Annotated in this window: 11 protein-coding genes and 2 pseudogenes; 5 read left to right on the top strand and 8 right to left on the bottom strand. The window is 60.5% G+C overall.

Going from position 1 to position 11,980, the window contains the following annotated elements:
• Positions 1-501: 501 nt before the first annotated feature.
• Positions 502-675: a hypothetical protein gene (locus tag CVS28_RS19860; protein WP_165788218.1), complete on the bottom strand. Its 174-nt coding sequence runs from the start codon at positions 673-675 to the stop codon at positions 502-504.
• Positions 676-847: 172 nt separating this feature from the next.
• Here CVS28_RS19860 and CVS28_RS19300 point away from each other — a divergent pair, with 172 nt between their 5' ends.
• The 3 genes from CVS28_RS19300 (at position 848) to CVS28_RS19290 (ending at position 2,216) form a co-directional block, all read left to right on the top strand.
• Complete coding sequence (locus CVS28_RS19300) at positions 848-1,072, top strand: glycerophosphodiester phosphodiesterase family protein (protein WP_207767576.1); 225 nt, start codon at positions 848-850, stop codon at positions 1,070-1,072.
• Positions 1,048-1,536 (top strand): glycerophosphodiester phosphodiesterase, encoded by a 489-nt coding sequence (locus tag CVS28_RS19295; protein WP_103482512.1) that lies wholly within the window; start codon positions 1,048-1,050, stop codon positions 1,534-1,536. Before CVS28_RS19300 ends, CVS28_RS19295 begins: the two co-directional genes overlap by 25 nt.
• 281 nt (positions 1,537-1,817) lie before the next feature.
• On the top strand, positions 1,818-2,216 hold the full coding sequence (locus CVS28_RS19290) for a hypothetical protein (protein ID WP_103467403.1): 399 nt from the start codon (positions 1,818-1,820) through the stop codon (positions 2,214-2,216).
• A gap of 487 nt (positions 2,217-2,703) precedes the next feature.
• Here CVS28_RS19290 and CVS28_RS19285 read toward each other — a convergent pair whose 3' ends face one another.
• Positions 2,704-4,221: an MFS transporter gene (locus tag CVS28_RS19285; RefSeq protein ID WP_207767575.1), complete on the bottom strand. Its 1,518-nt coding sequence runs from the start codon at positions 4,219-4,221 to the stop codon at positions 2,704-2,706.
• 157 nt (positions 4,222-4,378) lie between these two features.
• On the opposite strand from CVS28_RS19285, the gene CVS28_RS19280 reads away from it, so the two are divergent.
• Positions 4,379-5,107, top strand: a complete 729-nt coding sequence (locus CVS28_RS19280) for a TetR/AcrR family transcriptional regulator (RefSeq protein ID WP_103482511.1) — start codon at positions 4,379-4,381, stop codon at positions 5,105-5,107.
• A gap of 57 nt (positions 5,108-5,164) precedes the next feature.
• On the opposite strand, the pseudogene CVS28_RS20505 reads toward CVS28_RS19280, so the two are convergent.
• The 5 genes and pseudogenes from CVS28_RS20505 to acs form a co-directional block, all read right to left on the bottom strand.
• Positions 5,165-5,859 (bottom strand): annotated as a pseudogene (locus tag CVS28_RS20505) (FAD-dependent monooxygenase); the annotation flags it as partial.
• 93 nt (positions 5,860-5,952) lie between these two features.
• On the bottom strand, positions 5,953-6,447 hold the full coding sequence (locus CVS28_RS19270; RefSeq protein WP_103482510.1) for a CoA-binding protein: 495 nt from the start codon (positions 6,445-6,447) through the stop codon (positions 5,953-5,955).
• Entirely contained in the window at positions 6,444-7,787 is a 1,344-nt protein-coding gene (locus tag CVS28_RS19265) for an O-acetylhomoserine aminocarboxypropyltransferase/cysteine synthase family protein (RefSeq protein ID WP_103482509.1), read from the bottom strand. Before CVS28_RS19265 ends, CVS28_RS19270 begins: the two co-directional genes overlap by 4 nt.
• A pseudogene (sfnG, locus tag CVS28_RS19260) lies at positions 7,787-8,965 on the bottom strand (dimethylsulfone monooxygenase SfnG). Before sfnG ends, CVS28_RS19265 begins: the two are co-directional and overlap by 1 nt.
• Entirely contained in the window at positions 8,962-10,938 is a 1,977-nt protein-coding gene (gene acs, locus CVS28_RS19255) for an acetate--CoA ligase (protein WP_103482508.1), read from the bottom strand. Before acs ends, sfnG begins: the two are co-directional and overlap by 4 nt.
• Positions 10,939-11,244: 306 nt before the next feature.
• Between acs and CVS28_RS19250 the strand changes: the two genes are divergently transcribed.
• Positions 11,245-11,823 carry a flavin reductase family protein gene (locus CVS28_RS19250; RefSeq protein ID WP_103467396.1) on the top strand — a complete coding sequence of 193 codons (579 nt, stop codon included), beginning with the start codon at positions 11,245-11,247 and terminating at the stop codon, positions 11,821-11,823.
• 69 nt (positions 11,824-11,892) lie between these two features.
• Here the strand turns inward: CVS28_RS19250 and CVS28_RS19245 are convergent, their stop codons facing one another.
• A complete protein-coding gene (locus CVS28_RS19245; RefSeq protein ID WP_279325054.1) occupies positions 11,893-11,979 on the bottom strand; it encodes an IS3 family transposase in 87 nt (28 codons plus the stop codon).
• Position 11,980 lies beyond the last annotated feature (1 nt).

Genomic DNA, 11,980 nt, shown 5'->3' with positions numbered 1-11,980 from the left:
CCGCAGGCTCCTCAAACGACAGCGGCTCGATCGACGGAGCTCCGGGAATGGGCTGCTTGGGAGTTGTCATAGTTCCTCCGTTGAATGGAGTGGATATTCTCAACACCTCCAACCATGAACGCCTCCCGCGACGCCGTCAAGGCCCCCATGCGTCCAATCGTCGTTGATCACGGGGTCCGAATCGAGATCCCGCGATCCTGTTTAGGATAACGACTTCCGGTCCAAATGACCGTTTGCCTCCCTCCCTGCCGTACCGAGGTCGATGTCGGTGGCAACGCTGAAACACGCTAACCCCCTGTGATCGGGGGCTAGCGTGCCCAAGGCGGGATTCGAACCAGACGATTGCCCTTGCAAGCATTCGGAACTATTGAGTTCCTGCGGGAACAACTACATCGTGATGATTCTTCGGCGAGGTGCTCCCACCAACGACGCTTGAGGATTCCCATCTCCGTCGTCGTTCACAAGCCGGGATTTGGCTGAGATGGGTCAGCGAGTCACCGGTTACGCTCCGGTCACGCTTACGGTGAATAGATTGGGCCCGCTTCGCGTGACCTTCACCAGGTCTCTCGGTGCGTTGGCCTTGGTGGAAACGTGGGAAATAGCCGTTTCCAAGGTGTGCTCGATCGTGGAGCGGTCCCAGATTTTCAGGGTCAGAGAATTGGATTCAAAGTTCATGCGCCATTGCTTTCTTTGATGGTTGTCCGGCTGCCTCCTCATTGAGACAACCGTCTCAGCCTATGCGACCATTCACCCCCAACAGGTCGCGGTGTGACTGAGAACATAGCCAATGGTTGCCTTGGTCCTGAGCGGAGTCGCACTAAGGCGACTAGCATTTCGCTGCCTCTGGGTGACGTACACCCTCGTGGCCAAACTTGACCAGACCGTGGCGGCCGTCCGTGAGGGCTCCGGCACCGCGACCCACGCACCTGAAAACAGCATCGCATCGTTCCTGCTCGCCGAGCGCAGCGGAGCCACGGAGCTCGAACTGGACATTCGCATCCCGCGCGACGGCGTCCCCATCGTCTTGCACGACGCCACCCTGCACGGGTGGCCGGCGAACCTGGCCCGATAACCGACACTCCGGTCCTCGAACTCGATCTTGGGCAACTACGCACCGTCCTGCTGGATTCCGGACAGCCAACACTGACCTTCAGCGAAGTCGTGGACGCAACCAGTGTTGAACTTCACGTCGAAATCAAAGACCCCGGCGCAGTCGCGACCTTGGCCGAACTGGTCCTTAGCCGGCCTGCAGACGCAGCAGGCATTAGGTTCACCAGCTTCCAGACCGAGGCGCTGTCCTTGCGCCGCCAGCATGCGCTCTCGGTGCCCGGCGGTCTCATCGTCAGCCGTTACGCTGACACCCAGCAGCACGAAGGTGGCCTGGACGGCATTCTTGAAGCCGTTGGTGCCAGCACTTTCTACAGTGGTTTCGAGGGCCTCACTTCCCAAGAGGTGGAGCGACTGCACCAGGCTGGCTACGAGGTTCATGTCTGGCCACTGCGGTCGTTGAGCGACGTCGAGCAAGCAGTTAGCTAGCTCAGTGGGCATACGCCGAGGGTGGCCTCTGTTTCTTCTAGACAGAGAAGCCCCGCTCACCGTTTTTCATGTTCCATCAGGCGTTCCTCGTGAACGCTTACAATCGGTTCAGGGGCTATTCGCCCCAGTAATGGGCACTCAATTTTTGGTTTGTCTACTACCAGCTCTACCGCTGAGGAGAAACGGTGGGATATAGCTCGTTCAGTAATTCAGGATATTTTTTAGGAAGGCCAGAGACCCTTTGGGCTTCCTTCGTTGACCCTGCAATATCAGCTGAGTATGTGGAACACAAGACCACATTTTTTGCGAATAAACATTTCGCGCTCGAAGCAGGAAATAGCTGGAGCGAACACCATGGCGAGGAATGTGACTTCGACGTGGTCACGTGGACGATTACGAACTACGTTCCCGAGTCAACCATGGATTTTCACGGCAAACAGCGTGGGATTCGACAGCGTGTTCGAATGACCATTGAACCCGTTGATGCTGGCTACCGACTCACAGAGACAATTCGCTTTTCACCGGCGTTCAAGGGAAAGTTCGGACCCAGCGTGCTTTCGTGGCTATTACTGGTCACCGGGCTTCTGGCCAAATTTGGCGACGATAAAGGAGAGTCCTTAGCGCGACTCCAGGATTACCTCGATGGCGTCAAGGAGCTCTCGTCGCAAACTGACGCATAGCTCCTGTCCTCGTCACACGCCGTCGAGACGCTTGAGCATGGCGGTCGTAGCAGCTTCTCAGTCCGTGAAGTCACAGGTGACGTGTCTCAGTTTCGCTTGACCGGTTGACTGGGTCGGGGCCGCTGCATTCGAGGATTACCTGGGGCTGGAGTCTTGCCATGCTCCGAGCGATGCCTCATGCACCCGCCAAACTGTCGGCAAGCGGACCCGTATATGGCCTTTCGAGTTCCTAACGGCAGCTGATGCGGGTTGCGGACCTGCGATTTCATTCGATCTATAACCCCGAGGGCTCTTCCCGCCGCGAGCTGGAGACCGGGCAATGATTTGTGGCGACTCGTGACAAGCATTGACACATCACTAGTGCACGATGGCGCGCAGCCATGAAGGTTTCAAGAAATTCGGCAACGTCAAAAAGGACGCCCTGCCAGCCGCTTGTGCGCGGCAGCCAGGGCGTCCTCCTTACTTCGGTGGCGTTCAGGCCAGTCCACTACATGTGGACGGCTGTCTGGCCCGTGGAAACAGCCGTATGCTCGCGGCGGCGGTACATGAGTGCAGTCACCACCGCGCCGATCACCAGCAGGACAGCGCAGGCCACGTAGGCTCCGGAGTAGCCACTGACGAGGGAGTCAAGGTGACCCTCGCCAGAATCGATCGCGGAGATGGTTGCCCCTGCGACGAGAGTGTTCAACACGGCAAGGCCGATGGAGCCACCTAGCTGCTGGGAAGCGTTCACGGCTGCCGATGCCGCCCCGGCATGGTGTGGGTCGACCCCGAGAGTGCCAACGCTCAGCGCCGAGGAAATAATGGCACCGAGACCGATGGCCACGATGAACATGGGCACCGCCACATGCAGGGTGTAGCTGCTGTCGGCGTTGGCAAACGCTAGCAGAAGCGAACCTAGAGCGGAGATTGTCATGCCGGCTGGCACCAATACCTTGGCTCCGAGCCGCGCCATGAGCACCGAGGTCGACAGCATCGCTGAAATCATGATCCCCAGACACAGCGGCAACACGGCCAAGCCGGTCTGCAACGGGGTAAAGCCAAGAACAATCTGCAGGTAATAGACCAGGTACAAGTTCACACCAAAAATCACGGCACCGGCAACAAAAATCGCCAGCATGGAAGCACCTCGATCTCGGTGAACCACAATGTGCAGCGGGAGCAGCGGGGATTTTCCACGCCGCTGAAGCATGACAAAAACAACCACGAGGACTACGCCGATGCCCAGGCAGCCCCACGTGCCAATGCTGCCGAAACCATGTTCTTCCGCATTGGTGAAACCAAAAACGAGGGCAAAGAAGCCCAACGTTGCGAAGATTGCCCCAGGAACATCCAGCTTGATCCCGCGCTCACGCACGGTCGGGGCAATGGCAATGACACCAACAACAAAGGCAACAGCAGCAAAGGCAATGTTTACGTAGAGAGTCCATCGCCACGTCATGAATTCGGTGAGGACACCTCCAAGCAGAAGGCCAACAGCACCGCCGGCACCGGCCAGGGCGCCGTAAATGCCAAACGCCTTGCCACGTTCTGCAGGATCAATGAACGTCGTAGTGAGCAAGGACAGTGCTGCAGGCGCCAAGAGCGCCGCAAAGATGCCCTGCAAAACGCGCGCTGCCAGCAGTATGGCGAAGCTCGGTGCGGCACCGCCAAGAGCGGAAGCCACGGCAAAGCCCACCAGGCCGATGAGGAAGATCTGTTTGCGGCCCATCAGGTCGGCAATGCGGCCACCCATGAGCAACAGGCCGCCGAAGGACAGTGCGTAGGCCGTAATGACCCAGGGGCGAAGTGAATCAGAGAAGTTCAGCTCGAGCTGTGCGCTTGGCAGCGCCACGTTCATGATGGTGGCATCCAGAACCACCATGAGCTGGGACATGCCGATGGCCAGCATTGACCACCAGCGCAGGGCAGACCTGCCGGAATCGGGAACTTCCGGGACGGTCCGGGGATCAGAACCCGCGCGGATGCCCCGGCTTGACTCTTCCATTTTTGTAGCAGTACTCATATACCTATTGCCTTTTGCGAATGATGAAGCTGAACAAGCAGAACAGCTATTCCTTAGAGTCTATACCCTGCGGAATAGCTATTCCGGCGTGTTTAATTTCACGCTACACTTGAATTGACAACATAAGCCCCATGCCATCACCGAAAGCACCCACCGCATGAAACAGCTTCCACCTCGCGAAAACCACGAATCCTCCACGGGACGCCCTCACCAGGATGCTGCCGTCCCGGCAGGTCCCGCACCGCATCCGGAAGCCGCAGCTGAAGTTTCCAGCTCTCGTGACGATCACCTGCGCCTGGCGGCTCATGAACTTTTTGCACGCAACGGACTGGGCGTGCCACTAGCCGACATCGCCAGAGCGGCAGGCGTGGGAGTGGCCACACTGTACCGCAGGTACAAGGACAAGGACATCTTGATCCTGGACGTTTACCGAGACCATATGGCGGACGGTGAAAAGTTTGCACTCACGGCCAACGGCTTCGCAGAACCATGGGATGGCATTGAGTACTTTCTGCGCCGTTCCACATATCAGCTGCTTCATGACCGTGGCATGCGTGAACTTGTCTTGGGGGGCTACATCGGCGGGGCGGGCTGGGCGCGCGGGTCCACGCATGAAGAACTCATCGCCGCTCTGGACGCCATGGAAGCGAAGGTTACCGCCCAGCTTGAGCTGCTCGTGACCCGCGCCAAGGCGGCCAAGGCCGTTCGTGAAGATTTCCAGCAGCAGGATTTACTGTTGATCTCGGCCATGGCCCAGGCCGCGCTACCCGTCGATCACCGCGGCACGACCGCCGTGAGCCAACGTGCCCTGCAACTGCTTATTGAGGGTTTTCGCCCGATCTGCACGTCCCCGCAAGCAACGGATGGCATGCCCACGGAAGATTAGAAACATCAGATGAGAAGTGCCCGCCTCGATGTCGGGGCGGGCACTTCCTTGTCTCAATTAGCCTGCAAACACTTCCCTACCCGGCTCATTCGCCGCCGGGACACCGTCGCCTTCCTGACCGTAGGGCCAGTCGTTGTAATGGTGGTTGCCGTTGCCGCGACTCTTGAACAACAGGTTGCGGAGCGTTCAGGCCAGGCCGGAAACGTACCATGGCTCGCCCCAGACGCGGGCCGTGCGGCCGGCCCTGGCCTCATTGAAGTCATTGAAGTCATTGAAGGCATTGAAGGCATTGAAGGCATCTTCCCGGGCGCTGGAGTCGATGCCTTCGTCGGTGCAGATGGTTGCCTGCGTGACTTCCAGCAACACGGCAGCATTTTCAAGTGCCTGGCAGGCACCTTGGGCCAGGTGCTGGAGCATGGGGTGGGCGGCCTCGCCAATCAACGTCATGCGGCCGCTGACCCAATTCTCGATCGGGTTCTTGTCATACATGGGCCAGCGGATGCCAGTTGCCAGGTTCTTCAGGGCTTCCCGAACAGCTGGAATACAGTCCTTGTAGGCCCCTTCCAGCTCGTCAACGCCACCGTACTGCTACTCGCCACGCTCAAACGACGGCGACGTGAAACGGCAACCGTGTTCAGCAGCTCACCCTTGCGCAGCGGGTACTGGACCAGGTGGCAGTGTGGGCCGAGGTAGACGATGACGTCTTCCAGGTCAGCCTTCGGGGTAGCGTCCGTGAGGGGCACCGTGCCGCGGCAAGGCCCACCACAAGAGGAAGGTCCCCAGTTCAGTGACGGGGACCTTCCTCTTGTGGTGTGCAGCGGTCGCCACGGATCAGGTACTGATACTTAAGCCAGAACCTGGCGCTTGGAGGAGATGACGCCGGTGTCAAAACCGGCCAGGTGCAGCCCCCCATGGAAACGGGCGTGCTCAATCTTCACGCAACGGTCCATGACCACTTCAAGCCCGGCTGCCTCGGCCTGGGCCGCGACCTCTTCATGCCAGGACCCCAGCTGCAGCCACAGCGTCTTGGCACCCACGGCAATCGTCTCCGCCAAAACACTGGGAAGGTCATCGTGCCGACGGAACGCATCCACCAGATCCGGAACCTCCGGCAAATCGGCCAGTGACTTGTACACGGGCTGGCCCAAGATCTCCGTGGCCACCGGGTTTACAAAGTAGACCCGGTAACGGCTGGAGGACAGCAAGTAAGTGGCAACGAAGTAGCTGGCGCGGGACGGCTTGTCCGAGGCACCGACGATCGCGATGGACTGTGTTTTGTGCAGGACGGCCAGCCGTTCGGGGGCCGTGGGGCCCACCCAGGTGCGTTCAACAGTGCTCATGCGTGTGCTCCGATCGTGCAGGACTCAGCTGCGGCTTCTGTGGCTGGTTCACCGGGAGACTGCGCCACGGTGAGCGCCTGGTCAAGGTCCCAGAGAATGTCGGCCAGATCTTCCAGGCCGACGGAGATCCGGATCAGGTCCTCGGGCACGCCGGCCGCGTCGAGCTGATCGGCGGAGAGCTGCTGGTGCGTGGTCGACGCCGGGTGCAGGACCAGGGTGCGTGAGTCACCAATGTTGGCCAAATGACTGGCCAACTGGAGGGAGTCGATGAAGACCTTGCCCGCCGCCCGGCCACCGCGAACACCGAAGGCGAACACGGAGCCAACGCCCTTGGGCAGGTACCGCTGCCCACGCTCAAAATCAGGGTGGCTGGGCAGTCCGGCGAATTTAACCCACGAGACTCGCTCGTCGGCCTCAAGCCAGGCAGCCACGGCCGCGGCGTTGCGCAGGTGTTCATCCATGCGCTGCGGCAGTGTCTCCACTCCCTGCAACAGCTGGAAGGCCGATTGGGCGGACAGCGCCGGACCAATGTCGCGCAACTGCTCCGAACGCAGCTTGGTCAGGAAGCCGTATTCGCCAAAGTTGCCCCACCAGGAAACGTCGCCGTAGGAAGCGACGGGTTCGGTCATGGCGGGGAACTTGCCGTTGCCCCAGTTGAACTGGCCCGATTCGACCACGACGCCACCGAGGGTTGTGCCGTGCCCGCCCAGGAACTTGGTGGCGGAGTGAATCACAATGTCGGCACCGAACTCAATCGGGCGGATCAAATACGGCGTGCTGAGGGTGGCGTCCACCACGAGCGGGACGCCGGCGTTGTGGGCCACAGCAGCGAGCCCCTCCAAATCGGCGATGTCGCCGGAGGGGTTGGCCACGATTTCCGTGTAGACGGCCTTGGTGTTCTCCCGGATCGCAGCGGCAAAGTCCGCAGGGTCGTTGGAGTCGACGAACGTGGTGTTCACCCCAAAGCGTCGCAGGGTCACATCCAGCTGGGTAATGGTGCCGCCGTACAGCTTGGAGGACGCCACAATGTGGTCACCTGCCCCGGCCAATGCCGCGAAGGTGATGAACTCGGCAGCCATGCCCGACGACGTCGCCACAGCCCCGATGCCACCCTCCAGGGAGGCGATGCGCTCCTCGAAGGCTGCCACGGTGGGGTTGCCGATGCGTGAGTAGATGTTGCCGTACTTTTGCAGCGCAAACAGGTTGGCGGCGTCGTCGGTGCTCTTGAACACAAACGAGGTGGTCTGGTAGATCGGAACGGCGCGGGCACCATGCTCGGCGTCGGGTGTGCCGCCGGCGTGCAGTGCGCGGGTGCGGAAACCGAAGGAGTGCTCGGCCATTAGACGGACACCTTCTCGAAGTTCGTTTCGGGCAGCAGGGAAAGGTCCAGCTCTGTGCCGTTCGCCCGGGCCAGATCGGCCTCCAGTTCGCGAACAATGGGCATGACGTCCCTGCCAAATGCTGCCACTTCCTCTTGGAAGTGCAGGTATCCGGTCAACAGCAGGTTCACGCCGCGTTTCTTGTATTCCACGATGCGGGTGGCGACCTGTTCCGGCGTACCGATCAGCTGGGTCTTGAAGCCGTCGTTTTACTGGATCAGGTCCTCGATGGAGGAGTCAGCCCACATGCCCTTGCCGTCCTTGGTGGATGCGCCGGCCTCCTTGACGGCAGCGGCGAAGCCTTCGACGGCGGGGCGGTGCGCCTTTTCCACGATCTCGCGCAGCGTGTCTCGGGCTTCTTTTTCCGTGTCCCGGGCAATGACGAAGCCGTTCAGGCCAAAGCGCGGCTTACGCCCGGACTCGGCGGCTGCTGCCAGGACGCCGTTGACGTTTTCGGTGTAGCCCTCCAGGGTGCGGCCGTTGGAGAAGTACCAGTCGGCGACGCGGCCGGCGGTGGCCTGCGCTGCTGTGGAGTTCCCGCCAAAGAAGATCTCCGGGTGGGCGCGCCCGGGCACGTCCACGGGGGCCGGCTTGAGTGTGAACTCGTTGACGTTGTAGTACTTACCAGCCTGGGAGAATTCCTTCTCGGTCCACAGCCCGCGCAGCACCCGAATGAACTCCTCCGTGCGCACGTAGCGTTCGTCATGCTCCAGCCAGTCAAGGCCAAAGTTGACGAACTCGTCCTTGAGCCAACCGGAGACGATGTTCACGGCGGCACGGCCGTTGGAGAGGTGATCGGCGGTGATCATGAACTTGGCGAGTACGCCGGGGTGCCACATGCCCGGATGGACGGCGGCAATGACCTTCAACCGTTCGGTGGCGCCAAGCAAGGCGAGGGAGAAACTGGTGGCTTCGTGCTGCTGATCGGCGCCGTAGGAGGCCGCGTAGCGGGTCTGCGTCAGCGCATATTCAAAACCGCTGTTCTCGGCAATCTGGGCCAGCTTCTTGTTGTACTCAAAGCTCCAGTCGGTGCGCTGCTCAATCGTGCTGACCACCAGGCCGCCGGAAACATTGGGAACCCAATAGGCAAATTTCAGCGGGGTGGAGAGGTCTGCGACATTTTCCGGTGTGTGGCTCATGAGAGTTCCTTTGTTTTGTACTGTGCAACAGCGGCAATAATGCCCGCCAGAGATTCTTCGTTCTGCAGCGAGGTGGTGTCCCCCAACGGGGTCCCCTCAAACATTTGGGTGAGCAGCCGACGCATGATCTTCCCGGAGCGGGTCTTGGGAACATCCGGCACAACGACGACGGCGGAAGGTTTGGCGATCGGTCCGATCATGTGTGCCACGTGGGCCCGCAATTGCGCTTCCACCTCGGATGGACTGTTTTGGCAACTACTTTGCAGCACCACAAACGCGACGACGGCGTGTCCGGTCAACGCGTCCGTCACCGGGGTGACGCCAGCCTCGACCACGGCGGGGTGGGACACCAGCGCCGATTCAATCTCGATGGTGGAGAGCCGGTGGCCGGAAATGTTGATCACGTCATCGACGCGGCCCAAAATCCAGACATGACCGGCGTCGTAACGGGCACCATCGCCTGCCAGGAAGTAGCCCTGCTGAGCGAACTTGCGCCAGTACGAGTCCAGGTAGCGTTGCGGGTTGCCCCACACCGTCCGGGCCATGGCCGGACCAGTACCGTCAACCACAATGAAACCCTGCTCATCGCGCCCGACATCAGCTCCGGCGTCGTCCACTATGCGCACGCTCACCCCGGGCAGGGCGCGAGAGGCGCAACCGGCCTTAAAGCCGGTGTCACTGGGCCGCGGGGAGAGGATGGTGGCGCCGGTCTCGGACTGCCACCAAGTGTCCACCATGGGTACTGTCCCTCCCCCGAGCTGGTCGCGCAGCCAGTGCCAGGCCTGCGGGTTCACTGCCTCGCCCACGGTGCCCAGCATACGGATGGAGGAAAGGTCGTGGTGGGCCGGGACACCGTCAGGGAACCAGCCCATGAGCGAGCGGACCAGGGTGGGTGCCGTGTAGTAGCTGGTGACCCCGTAGCGTTCGATGATTTCAAAGTGGCGCCCGGGATGCGGGGTGTTGGGGGTGCCCTCGAAAATGACCTGAGTGACGCCGTTGGAGAGCGGGCCGTAGATTTCGTAGGTGTGGGCCGTGACCCAGGCCAGGTCGGCGGTGCACCAGTGCACATCGGTGTCGCGCAGGGCCGGATCGGGGTTGCTGAACAGGAATTCGTGGCTGTAGGAGGCCTGCGTCAGGTAGCCGCCGGTGGTGTGGACCAAACCCTTGGGCTGGCCCGTGGTGCCGGAGGTGTACATGATAAACATGGGCGTCTCGGCGTCGAAGTACTCGGCCGTGTGCTCCGGGCTGGCCTGCCCGACGGCGTCGTGCCACCAAATGTCCCTGCCCTCGGTCCACTCAACTTCCGAGCCCGTGCGGCGCACCACCAGGACGTGCTCAATGGAGTTTTCCCCCGAGACCGCCTCGTCCGCATTAGCTTTCACGGGGATAGCCTTGCCGCGGCGGAACTGACCGTCGGTGGTGACCAGAAGCTTGGCCCGGGTATCTTCGACGCGGAATTTCAGCGCCTCGGCGGAGAATCCCCCGAAGACGAGGGAGTGGATGGCGCCGATGCGGGCCACCGCCAAGGTGATAATGATGGTTTCGGCGATGACGGGCAGGTAGATGACTACCCTGTCACCCTTGCCAATGCCCAGCGCCTCCAGCGCATTCGCGGCACGGCAAACCTCGTCTTGCAGTTCACGGTAAGTGATGGAGCGGCGGTCTCCGGGCTCGCCTTCGAAATACAGTGCCACCTTTTCGCCCTTGCCGGCGGTGACATGCCTATCAACGCAATTCACGGCTGCGTTCAGTTTTCCGCCAGCAAACCACTCGATGGCGGGGACGCGGAGCTCCTGCTGGCCGGGAACAATGGCCGGTTCAAAGGTGTGGGTGGTGTGCCACTGCTCAGCCCAGTCCAGTCGGAGGGCCTGCTGGGCCCAAAAGTCCACGCGGGCGCCGTCATCGACGGCCTTTGAAGGCGCAGGCTCGCTAGGGTCCAGTGGTGTAGCAGTGGGTAATAAGGACAAGCTCATGAAAAAACTCCATCGATCCTGGCGGGAGCACCATCCCACACTGACAATGCCTATTGGAAGTGGGCTGGTTGCTGCGGCGTCATTGATCCAGGTCTCTGCGCCACTCGGGATGGTCTTTCTCTACTAAAACCCTTGACATCGTCATCGACCAAATTATTTGTTAACAAAATGTCACCTCGCGAAACATATAAGCCATTTTCAGCCACCATGGGCTGAAAAATCGTCAACAAATACGGTGAAGTGGTAATTTGCAATGAGTAGTGGCCGTCGCTGCACCTGGCCACAGCCGTAATTCAAGGAGAAGTCATGCGTCAATCAACAGTCCTCGCCACGGCCGAACAGGATCCAGCAATCCCCCACGGCTTTGTCGACATGCTCAGTGCTGACGACTTCAAATCCGCGTTCCGCAATCACCCCGCAGGTGTTGCCGTCATCACCGCCGATATTGGTGCTGGCCCCGTTGGCCTGACAGCCACCTCAGTCATTTCCGTATCGGCCAACCCGCCGCTGGTGGTGTTCTCACTGTCTTCGGCATCCTCATCGACCCCGACGCTTAAGAGCGCCGAAACGGTCGTTATTCATTTGCTCGGTGCCGATCAGATAAAGCTTGCTAAGACTTTTTCCACCAGTGGCATCGACAGATTCGCTGACACCTCCACCTGGTCGCGCCTGATCACCGGCGATCCATATCTACCCTCGGCCAACGCCTGGATGCGTGGCCGGGTTGTCAATCAAATGGAGGCCGGAGATTCCACGGTGGTGGCCGTTCAGGTTCTGCAGGTTGATCTGCCGTGCGACGTCGGCCGCTCCGCCGCCGAATCGCGGCCCTTGGTGTACCACAATCGCACCTGGCACTCCCTGAGTGAGACCTCCGCCGTCAAGTAAAAGGCTCCCATCCCCGGAATGTTTGTCCGGTGAACTGGGCCCCGAAAGTTGGACTCGGTAAATTAGAGTCTACGCAGCCAGTGCCTGAGCCCGATATTCCATTGGGCTCAGGCACTGCAGCGTTAACGAGATGCGGTCTGTGTTGTACCAGCGGATG

Source organism: Arthrobacter glacialis (genome assembly GCF_002909415.1).
Taxonomy (GTDB): domain Bacteria; phylum Actinomycetota; class Actinomycetes; order Actinomycetales; family Micrococcaceae; genus Specibacter; species Specibacter glacialis.
Note: the sequence above shows the minus strand (reverse complement) of the source record. Positions and strands in the feature narration are given on the sequence as shown.